Here is a 16503-nt window from a genome sequence, read left to right as displayed (position 1 = left end):
AATGACAGACAATAGCAGCGACGTAGAATCCATCGCATGCGGTCTTGCGGCCGAGGTTTTGGGCGCTGAACCTGACACAATGGTCAACCCGCTAACAGTTCTTGCCTCACCTGCGTGGCGTGGGGTTGAAGCTGCCATCTGGCGTGCCTCAAGTGCGGATAAGTCCATTATTTTAAAGCAATTCCACGACGATACCGGGTTTTACGTTGACCAGTCGGCAGCGATTCTAGCATCTGATCAGGCCGGAAAGTTGGGCGTCGGGCCTAAGGTTCTGAAATCGTGGCCTGCGCAAAACACCATTGGCTTTGAAGACCTGACGGCGCCTTGGCGTGCTGGTGGCTTGCATGACGTGGTCAACGTCACTACCCGCGCCAATGTCATCAAACAAAAAATCGCGTTCCAACAGGGTGCTAAGCTAGAAAAATCGGCCAGCATTTTTGAGGAAATCATTGCCCTTGCCGCCCATGGTGCAAAGGTTGGCGCAACGCTGCACCGCGACTGCCCTGTGTTTCTTGATTTCTTTGCCGATGCTGATGCGCGCATTTCCAGCCTTGGCCGCGATAGCAAACCTTGCCACCGCGACGGCAATACCGCCAACCTGATGGTCTCCCCCGACGGCGCGGTAAAGTTGATTGATTTCGACGTCGCGGCGAACTGCGACCCTTACGAGGATATCGGCGTCTGGTTGATCGAGTTTTTCGACAATGATCTCGATGCTCGCGCCGGTTTTGAGGAATGGCACGGCAATTTTGACGAGGGGTTGTTTCAACGCGCGATGCTCTACGGCATGGCCGACGATCTGCGTTGGGGGCTGATCGGTGCAATCATGGCAAAAACGTCGCCTCGGCGCAGTCTGGAGTTTGGCAAATACGCCTCTTGGCGCTTCTTGCGGCTTGAGGCTTTGGCCAAGACATCCGTCGCCAGTGACCGCATTCGCAAAGCCGCCTGAGGAGATGAGCATGGACAGTGCAATTCAAAAACAACTGGACGCCGCAGTGGAGGCCGTGCCCGGCTGGTCAACCGAATCCGTCAAGGTTGAACCACTGGTCGGGGGGCTGCTGAACTCTAACTGGTTGGCCACGTTTGAAGGTAAGAAGTATTTCATGAAAGTCTACGGAATTGGGTCGGAGAACTTTGTCGACCGCACCCAATCTGTTGAGGCGACGCGTCAGGCACATGCTCTCGGGATCGGACCAGAGCTGTTGTTTTATGACGGCGAAACCGGGCTTGAAGTATCGGAATTCCTGACCGAACACACCGCTTCGACCAGCGCCGATTTCGCCCGCCGTGATTTTCTGGATGCTGTGATTGATCTTTATGCCAAGCAGCATGGCTCAAAGATGTTTTCCACGACCAAGGACATCTTCTCGATGACCGATGAACACATCACGCAAGGGGCAGAGATCGGTGCTGGTGTGCCTGCCGATTTCCCTTGGTTGCTCAAGCAATACAACAAAGCGAAGGATGCATTTTTCGCGTCTGGATTGGATCTGGTGCCCTGTCACGGCGACCCGATGCCAGGAAATTTCATGGTGCGGATGAACGGTGATCAGCTTGAGGACATGAAGCTGATCGACTTTGAATTCGCGTCAAACAATGAACGTGCATATGAGCTGGGCGTTTTTCTTGGTGAGGTCTTTGTTGATGAGGAGACATCGCTGGAACTAATCGAGCGATACTACGGCGAATTGCGCCGCGATATCGTCGCGCGGGTCATGATAGCGCGTGCTGTGGCCGACATGAAATGGGGTTCTTGGGCGGTGCAACAGCGCAAGTTGTCGGAATGGGACTTCGATTATCAGAAATACGGCATCTGGAAATACGCTCGCGCCCGCATGTTGTTCAATGACCCCCGATGGGATGATTGGCTGAGGACAATTTAACCTTAGGGGTCCCCTTAATACGAAATCGCCTATTTCGACTGCAAAAGTCGAAAGATAGCTTCAAATTAACTTCAGTGCTGGAAGCCTAAACAACACACACACCAAAATAATTGGGAGACTGAAATGACAAAGTTTGATTTTACCGGAAAACACGCCGTTGTGACGGGCGGTAGTTCGGGAATTGGCGCAGCGGTAGTTCGGTCCCTAGCAGAGGCTGGGGCCAGTGTGACCGTATTGTCCCGCAAACCCTATCACACTGATGATGAAAAAGCGATGTATGACGACCCCAAGGTCGACTTCGCAGAATTGGACGTAGCGGATAGCGCCGCGGTGAGCCGGGTTTTCGCCGAGATTGCAAAGACCAAAGGCATTGATATTTCTGTTCTTTCCGCCGGATTGCTACTGGCTGGTTCCGTGCTTGATACAGACGACGAAACTTGGCGACAGACAATGGCGGTCAATCTGGATGGGCTTTTCTACACTACCCGAGAATCTGTTCGCCACATGATGGAGCAAGGCCGCGGCGGCAAGATCGTTTCGATCGGGTCTATTTCCGGTTACCGTAGCAATCAGGGTTTCGCAGCCTACTGCACAGCAAAGGGCGGCGCATTGAATTTCACCCGTCAGGTGGCAATGGATTACGCGGCGCATGGCATTAACGTAAACGCTATCGCACCGGGATTTATCACCACTCCGATGACCGATATCTACGATGACAATGTCAAGGCGATGTTGGCCGGGCAAACACCTGATGGAAAATGGGGCACCCCCAAACAAATTGCCGATGCGGCGATGTTTATGTGCTCTGATCTATCGGATCACATCCATGGTCAAAGCCTGCTGGTCGACGGCGGCTGGTCGCTGGGAGTTTTCGCACAGTTCTGAATTCAAGATCAGGGCCAAATATTTAATGCATTTGCGCAATAGAAAGCCCCGGATTCCGAGGTCCGGAAAATGGATCGCCATACTCGGTTAACGCGTGCGATTCTTTAACAAAAGACAGGGAATAAGATAATGAAAAGACGGCAACTTTTACAAGGGGCGTTAAGTACGGCTAGCATGAGTGCTGCGCTGGTAGCGATGAATGGCGGTCGGGCAGTTGCACAAGACAGTACTCCGATTCCAATCGGTGCAGCGCTACCGATGTCGGGTGCAGCTGCTGGTGATGGCGTCGAGTTCAAGAACGGGCTCGATCTTGCGGCAGAAGAAATCAACGCCGCGGGCGGCATTCTTGGGCGCCCGGTCGAAATTCACATCGAAGACACCCGCGAAATGGGCGCCGACCTGGTGGGGCAGTCCATGCAGCGATTGATCGACCGCTTTAACACACCGGCTATCGTCAATGGGTATAACCTTGGTGCGAATATGGTCGAGCTGGATATCGCTGCTGATAACGACGTTATTGTCATGCACAATAACACTCAAATTGCGCATCCTGAAAAAGTCAAAACCGATCCGGAACGATATTATGGTGGGTTTCAGACCGATCCGGCTGAGTTCTGGTATGGGCCGGGTTGCCTCAACTTTCTGAACTCGCTTGAAGCTTCGGGGCAGTGGGAACCGGAGAACAAAAAAATCGCCATCGTCGCATCGGCGGTAGAATATGCTATCGTCATCGGCAACGCTATTCGCGACAAAGCCGCGGAATACGGTTGGGAGATTTCAACGTATGAAACTGTTCCCTTTCCGACCAGCCAGTGGGGGCCCGTGCTGGCAAAACTGCGTGATGACCCACCTGCAGCGATCATTGTCACACATTTTCTCGCGCAGGATCTGGCTCAGTTCATGACGCAGTTCTTGGCTCAACCGACAAAGAGCCTGATTTACATGCAGTATGGTCCTTCGCTTCCGGTCTTTCGTGAAATTGGTGGCGAGGCGATCAACGGCGTGATCTATTCAACCGTCATTGGTGGCTTGCCGGACGATTTTGCGGCGGATTACCGTGCTGCCTATAAAGAGAAATTCGGAGAAACCGCATCATGGCTGACAGGTGCGCAAACCTATGACTGTTTGTGGATGTACGCGATGGCAGCGGCAATCGCAGGCGGGCCGGGCGAGCCGTTTGATGGCGACCAGGCCCGCAAAGTGGCCGGAGTCCTGCGCAAGATGGTATATCGCGGCGTCAGCGGGTCATTCCGGTTTGATCAAGAAGGGTTGGTTGCTGTCAGCTATCCCACTCAGGTCAAGGATCCTTCGCTCGGGTTGCCGCACCAGTTCCTGCAACATCAGGACTATCGCACCGAACCTCGCCTGATCGATCCAGATCTATACGCTACACATGAGTTCATGTTGCCGCCCTGGCTTAGCTAAGGCGCTGCGCAAAACACGGACATGGGCGGAGCTTTCGCCCATGTTCTTTCGCCCGCGCAAATTCAACTGTGTATTCACTAGGGAATGATTGATGGCAAATTCTGATCAGCTACTGGTTTGCGAGGGGGTTACTCGGCGTTTTGGATCCCTCGTGGCGGTAGAGGATATTTCAATCTCTGTGCGTAAAGGTGAAATCCTTGGTATTGGCGGTCCCAACGGTGCGGGCAAGACGACTTTCTTTGATGTGGTTACGGGGGTCACTCCGGCATCCTCGGGGAAGATAATTTTTGACGGGCACGACATCACCCGTTTGACCGCTGACCGCATTTGTCAGATGGGAATAGCCAGAACCTTTCAGTTGAATGCCGCGTTCGAGCATATGACCGTTTTGGAAAATGTTGAAATCGCCGCGTATTATGGGCGAACACGTCGGCTTTTCCCCGGGCTTCGTCTGGGAGAACCCGTCCGTCGCGCAGCAACCGAAGCATTGGAATTTACCGGGCTGATAGATAAAGCACATCGTACCGTTGCAGAGCTTCCGGTTTTGGACCGCAAACTGCTGATGATCGCCGGGGCGATCGCCACCTCACCTAAGATATTATTTCTGGACGAACCTGTCGGCGGCTTAAACTCGACCGAAATTGATCTGATCATCGGGTTGGTGCGACGGCTGGCTCAGAACGGACTGACCATAGTCTTGATTGAGCACGTCATGCGTTTCTTGCTGGATTTGTCCAGTCGGGTTTTGATCATGCACCATGGCAGCCTCCTGTTTGAAGGTCGTCCTGAAGACGTTTCTGAAGATGACCGAGTAGTTGAAGTGTATTTAGGTCATGGAACTAAGGAACGGTTGAAACAACATTTCGCCCCCAAGGCTGGAGCAAAGAAATGATGAGTCCACCTGGCCCAACGCCGGTCCTTGAAGTGAAGGGTATCCGTTCCGGATATGAAGGCATAGAGGTGTTGCAGGGTGTATCCCTGTCCATCGCATCGGGGGAGTTGGTGACCGTGGTCGGTCCGAATGGCCACGGAAAATCTACTCTGCTGCACACTATCTCGGGAATTGTGCCGCTACGCAGCGGAGAGATACGGCTTGACGGTACGACTATAAGCAAACCGGCGCATCAGGTAGCGGCACTTGGGATCGCCCATGTACCGCAGGGCGATCTGCTGTTTCCCGACATGACGGTGTATGAAAACCTGCTCATGGGCGCGTTTCTGTGTAGTGACCGCAAGGAAATTGCCCGGCGGCTGGAGGAAGTGCACGATTTGCTTCCCAAGTTGGCCGAACGTAAGAACCAAGTCGTTTCTACGCTGTCGGGTGGCGAACGGCGGATGGTCGGCATCGGGCGCGGTTTGATGATGAACGCGCGGTTGCTGATGATTGACGAACCGTCACTGGGTCTCGCGCCTTTGATCATAGAACAGATCTATGAAGTCATCGCGGCCCTTGGTCGCGAAGGACGAACCATTTTGCTTATTGAGGAAAACCCGGCGCGTATCGCTGATATTTCGGACCGGATGTTCTTGCTCGACAACGGTGAATTTGTTTGGTCCGGCCCGCCGGCCGAACTGCTGGCAAGTGATGAACTGATCACCGCGTATTTAGGGGGATAACAATGAATACATTTTATTCAATACTGGTGTCGGGGCTTACTGTTGGTGCACTTTACGCTATCGCGACGATTGGTCTGTCGTTGGTTTGGGGGGCCCTTGGCGTTCTAAACATGGCGCATGGTGCGCTGCTGACCTTGGGTGGTTATGCCGCTTATGGTGCAATTACTGGCTTGGGTCTTCCCATACCTGTCGGGGTCATTGCCTCGGTTCTCGCTGGGGTGGTGGCGGGTGGGCTGATCTACGTATTGGTTGTCCGCAATGTGCTGCGGCAAGCCAGCGCCGATTTTGAAGCGAATGTTATGATTGCCACAGTTGGCGTCGCAATCGCTCTGGAAAACGGAATCCTGCTTTGGTTCGGAGGTCAGCCGTTAAAGCAGCCGATCACCGTAAGCGGAGCGATGTCGCTTGGTCCTATTGCCATGCCGTGGCAAAATCTGATCATCATGTTCGCAGCCGTTTTGGCTATGGCGGTGCTTACGCTTCTATTGGCACGTACCCGGATCGGTCGTGCTATCCGCGCCACTGCCCAGAATGGGACGGCGGCCAAGTTGATGGGCGTGGCGGTAGATCGTGTTTATCTTTACGTTCTGATGCTCTCGGGCGCGGTTGCAGCGATTTGTGGCTTGCTGTTGTCGTCTATGGTGCAACTATCGCCGTCGCTTGGAAACGACCCGATGCTCAAGGCATTCATCATGTGTGTTGTCGCGGGTTTGGGCAATTTACCCGGCGCAGTGATGGTTTCCTTCGCGCTCGCTTTGCTGGAAGCTTGGGTTCAATACGCTTTCGGAGCCCGCTGGGGTTATCCGATGTTGCTAAGTGCGGTTGTGCTGGTGCTGATCTTGCGCCCCGGGGGTCTTTTGGGTCGCGTTAAGGTTCAGCGGATGTAGCACAGTAGACATGCACGAATCCCTTTTGCCTCGATTTACGGAGACTCAAAGAATGAAAAAGCTGCTGAGCCGAAATGGGTCGAAGGATCTGTTAATCGCCCTGCTCTTGATTATTGCCGCCGCGATACTGCCTATGGTGATCGAAAGCCGCTATGTGATGGGGCAAATCATACTTGCGCTTTTTTATGCTTGCATCGCCTCTCAATGGAATCTGGTCTTTGGATTTGCCGGAGTTTTTTCACTTGCACCACTGGCGATCTTTGCTGCGGGTGGCTACGCGACTGCGATGCTTTGCTTTTTTCTCGGTTGGTCCGTCTGGGCGGCACTCCTACCTGGCGCATTGGTGGCGGTAGTGTTTTCAATCCTGATCGGTCTAGCCTGTCTTAGGCTATCAGGGGTCTACGTCGCTTTGTTGACGCTGGCCGTCACGCAGGTGATGTATTTGTTGATCGTTACCGATACGGAATGTTTCATTCAGGTCGGCAGCGTTTGTCGGCAGTTGACCGGTGGTCCCGGCGGCTTTTCGCGTTTTGGTGACTTTGGCACCCGTGCGTTGTTGCGAGGCAAGTGGATTATCGGAAACTATGCCATCGTGTGCACGCTATTTGTCATCATCATGACGGTCACATGGGTCTTGATCAAGAGCCCGATGGGCCACGCCTTTCGCGCTATTCGAGACAATCCAGGCTATGCTATTGCGCGCGGCGTCAATCGTTTTCGCGTGCAAATGCTGGTTTTCGGGATTTCGGCGTTTTTTACAGGTCTTGCCGGCGGGGTCTATGCCGCGCATTTTCAAGTTATCGGGCCAACAATCCTGCAGCTTCCGACATTGATGTTCATCATCGCCATCGTTGTCGTCGGCGGTACCGGCACGTTCTGGGGACCACTTGTCGGAACGGTTGTCCTTGTCGGCGCGGACGAGTTGATGCGCGAGTTCGGTCAGTTTCGCACCTTTGGTCTTGGCATCATTATTGCTGGGGCGATCGTATTGATGCCCAATGGTCTGGTCGGGCGTGTGCGCCAACTCGGCACGTACTTCAAACAGCTTAAACGGGCATGATCGAAAGCTTGGGACAAGAGGGCATTGTCAGAGCGATGGTGCTTGAGGGGGGCAGGGTGGTCACCTAGGTTCGCGGGATGACAAAACGCTCTCCATTCGGTATTTCCGAACCAGCCCAGAGATCATCCGCCTGGCGGTGATGATGTATGTTCGATTTCCGCTCTCGCTCTGCAATGTCGAGGAGATTCTGCACGAGCGAGGGATCGATGTCAGCCAAGAATCGGTCCGTTTCTGGTGGAACCGATTTGGCCCGATGTTTGCTGCCGAGATTCGGCGAAATCGCATCAACGGGATGCGAGCGCACTCCAATTGGCAGTGGCATCTGGACGAGGTCTTCGTGAAGATCAACGGTGAACTGCACTATCTTGAGCGGGCTGTGGATCACGAGGGCGAGGTGGTGGAATCCTTTGTCACGAAGCGTCGAGATCGGAAAGCTGCATTGAAATTCATAAGAAAATCAATGAAGCGGTACGGCCAACCGCACATCATTGTGACCGACAAACTCCGATCTTATGGCGCTGCGATGAAGTTTATCGGCAATTCCGGCAAGCAGGAGATCGGCCGCTGGCTGAACAATCGAGCGGAGAATTTCCACCTGCCATTTCGACGACGAGAACGGGCAATGCAACGGTTCCACAGAATGCGATGTTTGCAGAAATTCGTCGCCATTCATGCCTCCGTCTGCAACTATTTCAATCAGGAGCGCCACCTTTACTCACGCGACAATTTCAAGGCCAATCGAGCCGCTGCTCTCTCCGAGTGGCGCTGTTCTGAATTTCCTGTCGAAAGTGGAACCCTGCCTGATTGGCATTGAGGCCTACGCCACATCGCATTATCGGGCGCGGGAAATCGCGGCGCTTGGGTCCGATCTCTCTTGGAGCGCAAGCCGACTCGGGTCGTTACCGTGGCAATCGCCAACAAGACCGCCCGTACCGCATGGGCACTGCTCGCGAAGGGAGTAAGCTTAAAGGCCACCCCGGCCATCTGAATACAGGAGATACAAGCGGAGTCTGGTGTCGCCGTGAACGAACGCAAGGGCAGAAATGAGTGATGATGATCGAAAGGGACCGCAGTTGGGACACCCCGTGGTGCTGTCTGGGCTCACAAGCTCGTCCGTCTGATTGGGACCCAATATGCGGACTTCATCCATTGCCCGGCAGGCGATGCTTGCATCGCTGAGAGGGAGGGCCAGCGGTTACATGCACCGCGCACAAAGGCCGGACACATGACCGCAACCTGGAACGATCACCGTCAGCTCAAATCAATCCTTGCAAAACAGGGGCCGTCCACACATGACAGCACTTCAAGCTTCGCGGTAGCCGAGTATTCCTGAAATTTCCTTGCCTATTTCAATGAGCATGGAACTATGCTTGATACATGCTGCCCTGTCGAGCCGATTGTCCGGTCCGGAAATGGCAATACCCGCGATTACCGCGCCAACGGCATTAAAAATCGGGACGGCAACTGCATTTGCGTTGGCGTTCCATTCACATTCAGAAATTGCAAACCCCTCTCGCCGAATTGTCTCAAGCCGCTCATCAAGTTCGGCTGCATTTGTGATCGTGTTCGGCGTATGTTGTGTCAAATCGGCTTTGACGAGGTCTAAAATACTCTCATTCGCCCATGCGAGCTGAACCTGTCCGCTCGAAATACAATGTGCAGGTGCGCGCTGTCCTACAGCAGTATATGCACGTATAGCTTGAGAGCTTTCGATCATACCCAAGAACAACACCTCGGTCCCCTCAAGCGATGACAGCAAGACAGTCTCCTGCGTTTCTGCGGCAATCCTTGTCATGTAGGGCGCGCATATCCGGTGAACATCAAGCTTGGAAAAGAAATGGGAGCCCATCTCCCACAACTTACTGGTGAGTTCGTAGCGGCCACGTGTTTCGGATACCCGTAGGTATCCAAGTGAAACAAAGCCACGCAATATCCGATGTGTATTGCTTTTGGTCAAACTGAGTTTGTCAGCTAATTCGGTAATGCCACATGGTTCACTTGACGATGCTACGGCTTCGAGCACCATCAGGCTCTTGTAGAGCGTCTGGTCGACATCACCCGATGGTTTCACGTTTCTTCCTCCCCATGGCTCGGCGGTCTTCTTCCGGTATTGGCTAAAGCTTCTGTTGACAAGTCTTAGCATTCAATTCTAAATTCCATCATATAGAATAACTTTCTATATTATAGAACAGCAATCTTGGACGATGATCCGCAGGAAGGCCAGGCCAAGATTATGACAACGCCAACAACTATCTGGGAGGAAAGAATGAGGAATCTTTTGACACGTCGGACAGTCTTATCACTTGTTGCGGCCGCCGGCGTCGCGATTACATCAGTCAGCAACGTGCAGGCTCAAACTCGTGACGAACCGCTTGTTTTGCGTCTTGGCGCACTCGGCAGCGGCACCGAAAACGATATTCAAAGCTATCCGATCAAGTCGCTGTTTGCGGAAGTCGAAGAAAAAACGGGTGGTATGATCACATTCGAATACTTCCCCGGTGGGCAGCTTGGCGGAGAGCCGGAGATGCTGGACCAGGTACTTGCGGGATCGCTGGATATCGGCGTCTTGTCAGCAAATGTTCTCGCCACCATCTGGCCTGAACTTTATGGATATAACCTCCCGTTCGCCTTTAAGGACATTGATGAATTCTGGGAAATTGCTGGTGCTGATGCGCCATTCGCCAAAGCGATGCGCGATGCGGTCAACGAAACCGGGGACCTTCAGCTTGTGGCGACATTTTCATCCGAATTCCGCGGTCTGCAAAATACCAAGCGTCCGATCCGTAGCACAGCAGATATGGATGGTTTGACCCTGCGCGTTATGGCGGGCGAAATTTTTAGCGACATGTTCCGCGCTATGGGTGCGACCACTGCCGCGGTGCCATTCGCTGAACTCTATACAGGGCTCCAGCAGGGTGTCGTCGATGGTGAAGACATCGGTATGACCATGTTTTACGACATCAAACTCTACGAAATCGAAAAATACCTCACTCAGCTTAATATGACTCCGACTGTTAATGTGTTGGCGCTTTCATCCAAGGCCTGGGGGAAGCTCAGCGACGAAGAGAAGCAGATTTTCCAAACAGCGGCATTTAACGCGGAAAAAGCGAGCAAAGCAGCTGTGATCAAGCGTTCGGCCAGCTACCCCGACAAAATCAGAGAAGTTGGTGTAGATGTTCTGATGAACGCTGACCTTACTGATGCCGAAAGGGCGACATTCACTGAGGCGTCCAAGCCGGTTTGGGACAAGTATCGCCCAATCATCGGAGACGCGGTAATGTCTGCATACGACAACAGCCGCAAATAGTCGACTAAGAGCGTGCCCCGTCTCAACGATTCAATGCTGTTGAGACGGGTGTTCCTGAGCAGTCGGGACGGATGGCCGTCCAAAAACTAATTCGACCGATTTGTGAGTAATGAACGGCAAAATCGTTGCTGACTATGTCGTTTTGCCTAACCCGAGGATTCCCCATATGACCGCAACAACTCATTCCCGTGTACTTGCTGACCGTCTTGCTGCACTCAGCTATGAGAACATTCCCAGCACAGCGATCGAACAGGTAAAGCTGATTACACTACATACGATCGCTGCGTCGATTGCGGCTTCGCCAGTAGACCAGACTCGTAAAACAATCGAGATGGTCCAAAAGCGAGGGGGAGTAGGAGACTCTACCATTTGGGGGAGCAACGGTGAAAAGGTTCCGGCACAGGAAGCAGCTTTTGCCAATGGTACGCTCTCAGATATCATGGATTGGGAAGATTGCAGTTGGACCGGTCATCCTTCTGCTGGCGCAATTCCGGTTGCGATGGCGTTGGGTGAAGCCCAGCGGAAATCGGGAAAAGACTATGCAACAGCAGTTGTTGCCGCCTATGAGGGCTATCAGCGCATTGCCATGGCGGCCCAGCCCTCATCGACCCATATCAAGGCCTCCAAGGGATGGGGTCTTGTCAGTTGGCAGATATTCGCAGCTTCGCTCGCCGCCGGAAAGCTAATGGGTTTTTCGCCAGACCAGTTTGATCAGCTAATGGGTGCATCTCTTTACAACGTCATCGTTCCGACGAACAAACACGCCGAAGGTCAGGCAAAGTCCGATATATACCACTTTGCACACGGTTTTTGTGCTCGCAACGGGATTGTGGCTGCTGATTTGACTGTTGCCGGATTTGATGCCTGCCGCGGAGCGCTTGACGGAGCGGATGGCTTCTGGAACATGGTTTCGGACCAGGTGGATTGGTCGTGGCATGACAGGGACTTCGGAAAAAAGTGGCTTATTCTTGAGACCTATCTCAAACATTGGCCTGCGAATATGTGGGTGCAGACTCCGCTTGAGCTGCTGGACCGGATGATTAAGGAGCACGGATTTACGAAAGCAGAGATAGCTAAGATCCGAGTTAGCCCGCATGTACCGTTTATTGCGGAGAATTACGCCGAAACAGCACGCGGGTCGCTTGATGCCCAGTTTAGCATTCCCTATTGCCTTACAGCATTCTTGATGGATCCCAATCCCGGCGCTCATTGGTTCACTGATGAAATGCGCGACAATAAGGAACTCATTTCATTTACCGACAAGTTTGAGTATTTCGGTGAAACGCGAACCCCGCAGGATAACTTTGATGAATTCATGCAAGGTGAGTTTCCCTTGGTGAATATGGAAATTACGCTTGAAGACGGGAAAAAGATTTGCGACGAAATGCGCTACCCAAAAGGTCACCCCAAAAACAATCTTACTTGGCAGGAAGAAGCAGATCATTTCCGTCATTGTTGCTCGCCTTACATGAATAAAAAGCGGATTGAGAGCATTATTGAGGGCGTTCACAACCTTGAGAATGTCGAAGACATGTCTGTTATTGCTGAGCAATGTGTTGTCGATTGAGCGATTGACTAAGATATTTACACCGGCAAAAAGCCCAGAAAAAACATAAACTGTATAGGCGAAAGATATGAGTAGGCAGACTATTGGATCAAAAATTCGCTTGTTTTTCGATTCTGTCGAAAATATGGAGCGTTTCCTCATAACAGTTTTCACATTGGGTGTAGGCGTCATTATCCTTTATGAAATCGTATTGCGAAACCTTGGGATGCAAGGGCTTAAATGGATTGATGAACTCGGGCGTATAATGTTGATTACAACCACGCTGATCGGTAGCAGCATCGCCGTCAGGCATAAAGATCACATGATCATGGATGCACTATATTCGGTTCTGGGTAACAAATCGGCGCGGCTCTTGAGAAGTCTTACATTTTTGATCGCCGGGGTATTTTATATCTACTTGGCATATTATTCGGCAGATTGGACAATGCGATTGATGCGATACGGGCGAACGATGCAGACCATCAACCTACCGGCATATCTTTCGTGGATCGTTATCAGCATTGCCATTGCTTCTATGGGGCTCCGGTATCTGTTTGCCGCGTTCAGGGAACTGACCTCGGAACCTGTCGCAGAGACACTCGAGAAATGAAACTTACCGCGTTTGACAGATCAAACGTACAAAATTGTACGGCGGCAATCAACCTGTCGGTTCAGGAGTTAATTTAATGGCCACTGTTATCATTGTGTTTTTCGGGCTGCTAGTCGTGGGGGTCCCAATTGCACACGTCGTACTCATCGCGGCGGCTGTCGGGATATGGACTGCAGGAAACGACGGGCTAATTCTCGTGCAGCAGACAGTTTATGGCCTTGATAGCTATATCCTATTGGCCATTCCCTTTTTTGTGATCTCAGGCACGATAGCTGCGGAAGGGGTTACGGCGCAGAGAATTATCAACGTTATAAATGCATTTTTTGGCAGTGTCCGCGGCGGTCTTGGTATCGCTACGATCTTTGCGTGCGCAGTGTTTGCAAGTGTTTCGGGCTCAGCTATTGCGTGCGTTATCGCAATCGGAGCGCTGATGTATCCTAAACTGATCGAGAGTGGGTACCCAAAATTACTCGCGCTCGGGATCATTACGAGCGGCGGTACACTTGGCGCGATGATCCCGCCAAGCATTCCAATGCTTCAGGTAGCTGTGGCTTTGCAAACGTCTGTCGGTGGGCAGTTTATTGCGGGGTTCTTTCCAGGCGTACTTATTGCCGGGTCGATGGCTCTGTATGTCTTTTTCATGGCGAACCGATATGATGTGATAGCGCTGCCGCGCACATCTTGGCCTGAACGGGTCAAAATTTTCTTGGAAAGCTCCTGGGCGTTGAGCTATCCGGTTGTAATTTTGGGCGGCATTTACTCTGGCATTATGACTCCTACTGAAACTGCCGTTGTTTCAGTTTTTTACATCATTTTGATCGAGGCCGTATTTTACAGAAGTATGGCGCTTGGAAAAATTATGAAAATTAGCTCTCGTGCAATTGTCAATGCCGCGACTTTGACAATTACCGTAGCAACTGCGCAGGTCTTTGTATGGTACATGTCATCTGAGCAAGTTCCATTGGCAGTATATGAAGCAATTTCGGCTACGATCGAAAGCAAATGGGCCTTGTGGGGGGCGTTGTCGGTAATATTCTTCTTTTTGGGGATGTTTACCAATGTCGCAACGGCTGTTCTTATACTCGGACCGATCCTTTTGCCAGCACTCAACCATTTTAACATCGACTTGCTGCAATTTGGTGTTGTCTCTGTGCTGTTTGCTGAAATTGGGTTTATCACACCACCGTTCGGCCTTTGTCTCTTCGTCGCAATGAAAGTGACAAACAGTTCAATGATCGAGGTAACGAGAGCCAGTATTCCATTTGCTGTCGTTATGTTGATTGACGCACTTATTCTGATCGCTGTGCCGGAGATATCAACGTGGCTTCCCCAGTTGTTGTAGGCATTTCGAAGGACGTGACGCCGAATAATATGTCGGCTGAAATTAAAGCAGGTCGGCGCAACATTGTAGTACTGATGATTGCGCAGGCGCTTGGAGCCGCAGTACCACCTATCATTATCTCGCTTGGCGGTATTGTTGGACAAACACTGTCTTCCAATCCGACATTAGCCACGCTTCCTGTTAGCCTTTTCAATCTGGGTCTTGCTATCGGCACGATCCCCGCCTCTATGCTCATGCGCCGTCTGGGGCGGCGTTCTGGCTATTTGATTGGCGCAACGATTGGTGCGATCTCTGGTCTGGTCGCGACATTCGGCATAATTTTCGCAATATTCAGCGTTTTTTGTCTAGGCACTTTCATGGCTGGATTTTACGGCTCGTATATTCAGAGCTATCGGTTCTCAGCCGCTGACGCGGTAACTGGTTCGTTGAAAGGCAAAGCGATATCACGTGTTATGATTGGCGGGCTTGCAGCGGCGGTAATCGGGCCACAACTCGTCATATGGACGCGCGATGCGTTACCTTATGCACCATTCGCAGGAAGCTTTCTCAGCCAGGCGTTGCTTGCGGTTTTGGTGCTTCCGGTCTTGATGATGCTAAGAATGCCAAAGGCAGTCGTGGCAAGCCCGTCAGCGATTGACCACGGGCGAAAATTAAGCGAAATCATGCGAACCCCGCGCTTTGCTCTCGCCGTATTTGCGGGTGTCATTTCTTATGGGTTGATGACCTTTGTTATGACCGCAGCGCCCATGGCAATGGTTGGGTGTGGTTTCACGGTTGGCGAGGCGGCTTTTGGTATTCAGTGGCATGTTCTTGCCATGTTTGCCCCAAGTTTCGTAACAGGAAGTCTTATTGTGCGTTTCGGCAATGAGGTCGTAACCGCGTTTGGTATGGTTTTGATTGGAGTTTCCGGGGTCGTGGCTTTGGCTGGACTGGACATCGAAAACTTTATCATCTCCCTCGTCCTTTTGGGGGTTGGCTGGAATTTTGGCTTTATTGGCGCGACAGCCATGATTGCTGAGTGTCATACGGACGAAGAACGAGAGAAGGTTCAGGGCGCAAATGATTTCATCGTATTTGGCACCGTGGCGGCAGCCTCTTTCGCCTCTGGTTCGTTGTTTAGCGGATCGGGCTGGGAGCTGATAAACTGGATAATCTTCCCGGCGATTATAGTCGTGCTTATTCCACTTCTGTTGAGTATGGCACTGACTGACAAAACCGATTAGAGGCGGGCAGGGTAGTCGCCTAGCATTTCAGGGTGAAATGCCCTTAGGTGACGAAGATCGAATTTGTGACAGTCTAGATTGACAAGCAAAGCATTCGCCACGAGCAATCATTGGGTCAAACCCGAGAGCAGGCCCCACTATGTGATGTGGAAGATAAAACAATAGCTTACGAGCTTGATGGGAGCTTATGAGCGTTCCAGCCCAGCGAAAAGCAGCTTACATATCTGCCAAGCCCACGTTACGCAGGGTCGTACATGCCGCATCCAGCCTCGAACCGGCGTGGCATTCTCACAAGGCGAGGTAGGACGTGGCATGTGTCCAGTGTTGGGAATCTAATCGGCAGGATTGAGCACGAGAGGGATCAATCCGCTAGTGCAACTAGCCGGGCTGTTCGGCTGTCGGCGAGATAGAAGGCACGGCTAGGCCATGCTGCACCTTCGGCGGATACGAAGTTTGCAAAAATCCTCCGCCATCTACGCCTCAGTTTACAATCATTTCAATTCGGAGCGCCATCTCTACTTACGACAGAATTTCAAGTTGAACCGCGCCGCTGCTCCTGCCGACTGGCGCCAGCTTGGCACGGCACAACGGACAGCCTCGCTGTCTTTGCAGAGACTGGTTCGCATTGATCTGATGGCACCCGCCGGTGCAAACTGGCGGCTTTTCAGGATCAAATGTTCTTTGTATGTTCCTGTTATGCCTGCTGCCCGCCCATCCT

The 16503-nt window shown here is 52.1% G+C and carries 15 protein-coding genes and 2 pseudogenes; 16 read left to right on the top strand and 1 reads right to left on the bottom strand.

The features are described from left to right. The first annotated feature begins 1 nt into the window (after nucleotide 1). From LZG00_11465 to LZG00_11420, 10 genes and pseudogenes are all read left to right on the top strand, one after another. Nucleotides 2-949 carry a phosphotransferase gene (locus LZG00_11465; protein ID MCF3594616.1) on the top strand — a complete coding sequence of 316 codons (948 nt, stop codon included), beginning with the start codon at nucleotides 2-4 and terminating at the stop codon, nucleotides 947-949. Between the two features lie 10 nt (nucleotides 950-959). Then, complete coding sequence (locus tag LZG00_11460) at nucleotides 960-1883, top strand: phosphotransferase family protein (protein ID MCF3594615.1); 924 nt, start codon at nucleotides 960-962, stop codon at nucleotides 1881-1883. Nucleotides 1884-2006: 123 nt separating this feature from the next. Further along, on the top strand, nucleotides 2007-2768 hold the full coding sequence (locus LZG00_11455; protein MCF3594614.1) for an SDR family oxidoreductase: 762 nt from the start codon (nucleotides 2007-2009) through the stop codon (nucleotides 2766-2768). A gap of 129 nt (nucleotides 2769-2897) precedes the next feature. After that, nucleotides 2898-4193 (top strand): ABC transporter substrate-binding protein, encoded by a 1296-nt coding sequence (locus LZG00_11450; GenBank protein ID MCF3594613.1) that lies wholly within the window; start codon nucleotides 2898-2900, stop codon nucleotides 4191-4193. A 91-nt stretch (nucleotides 4194-4284) separates the two neighbouring features. Further along, entirely contained in the window at nucleotides 4285-5085 is an 801-nt protein-coding gene (locus LZG00_11445) for an ABC transporter ATP-binding protein (protein MCF3594612.1), read from the top strand. Between the two features lie 32 nt (nucleotides 5086-5117). Next, nucleotides 5118-5810, top strand: coding sequence for an ABC transporter ATP-binding protein (locus tag LZG00_11440; protein MCF3594611.1), 693 nt, complete (start codon nucleotides 5118-5120; stop codon nucleotides 5808-5810). Nucleotides 5811-5812: 2 nt separating this feature from the next. After that, nucleotides 5813-6697: a branched-chain amino acid ABC transporter permease gene (locus tag LZG00_11435; protein MCF3594610.1), complete on the top strand. Its 885-nt coding sequence runs from the start codon at nucleotides 5813-5815 to the stop codon at nucleotides 6695-6697. A 52-nt stretch (nucleotides 6698-6749) separates the two neighbouring features. Next, nucleotides 6750-7757 carry a branched-chain amino acid ABC transporter permease gene (locus LZG00_11430; protein ID MCF3594609.1) on the top strand — a complete coding sequence of 336 codons (1008 nt, stop codon included), beginning with the start codon at nucleotides 6750-6752 and terminating at the stop codon, nucleotides 7755-7757. Nucleotides 7758-7899: 142 nt separating this feature from the next. Continuing rightward, nucleotides 7900-8571 (top strand): IS6 family transposase, encoded by a 672-nt coding sequence (locus tag LZG00_11425; GenBank protein ID MCF3594608.1) that lies wholly within the window; start codon nucleotides 7900-7902, stop codon nucleotides 8569-8571. Between the two features lie 39 nt (nucleotides 8572-8610). Continuing rightward, a pseudogene (locus LZG00_11420) lies at nucleotides 8611-8745 on the top strand (IS110 family transposase). A gap of 315 nt (nucleotides 8746-9060) precedes the next feature. Here the strand turns inward: LZG00_11420 and LZG00_11415 are convergent. Continuing rightward, complete coding sequence (locus LZG00_11415) at nucleotides 9061-9828, bottom strand: IclR family transcriptional regulator (protein ID MCF3594607.1); 768 nt, start codon at nucleotides 9826-9828, stop codon at nucleotides 9061-9063. 126 nt (nucleotides 9829-9954) lie between these two features. Between LZG00_11415 and LZG00_11410 the strand changes: the two genes are divergently transcribed. From LZG00_11410 to LZG00_11385, 6 genes and pseudogenes are all read left to right on the top strand, one after another. Then, the gene (locus tag LZG00_11410) at nucleotides 9955-11064 is read left to right on the top strand and encodes a TRAP transporter substrate-binding protein (GenBank protein MCF3594606.1); all 1110 of its coding nucleotides are present in this window, start codon (nucleotides 9955-9957) and stop codon (nucleotides 11062-11064) included. Between the two features lie 166 nt (nucleotides 11065-11230). Continuing rightward, on the top strand, nucleotides 11231-12631 hold the full coding sequence (locus LZG00_11405) for an MmgE/PrpD family protein (protein MCF3594605.1): 1401 nt from the start codon (nucleotides 11231-11233) through the stop codon (nucleotides 12629-12631). A 67-nt stretch (nucleotides 12632-12698) separates the two neighbouring features. After that, nucleotides 12699-13220, top strand: coding sequence for a TRAP transporter small permease (locus tag LZG00_11400; protein ID MCF3594604.1), 522 nt, complete (start codon nucleotides 12699-12701; stop codon nucleotides 13218-13220). Between the two features lie 76 nt (nucleotides 13221-13296). Then, complete coding sequence (locus LZG00_11395) at nucleotides 13297-14562, top strand: TRAP transporter large permease (protein MCF3594603.1); 1266 nt, start codon at nucleotides 13297-13299, stop codon at nucleotides 14560-14562. Nucleotides 14563-14591: 29 nt separating this feature from the next. After that, nucleotides 14592-15785, top strand: coding sequence for an MFS transporter (locus LZG00_11390; protein MCF3594602.1), 1194 nt, complete (start codon nucleotides 14592-14594; stop codon nucleotides 15783-15785). A 438-nt stretch (nucleotides 15786-16223) separates the two neighbouring features. Further along, nucleotides 16224-16370 (top strand): annotated as a pseudogene (locus LZG00_11385) (IS6 family transposase). The last annotated feature ends 133 nt before the right edge of the window (nucleotides 16371-16503 follow it).

Source organism: Rhodobacteraceae bacterium LMO-JJ12 (genome assembly GCA_021555075.1).
Taxonomy (GTDB): Bacteria; Pseudomonadota; Alphaproteobacteria; order Rhodobacterales; family Rhodobacteraceae; genus JAKGBX01.
Note: the sequence above shows the minus strand (reverse complement) of the source record. Positions and strands in the feature narration are given on the sequence as shown.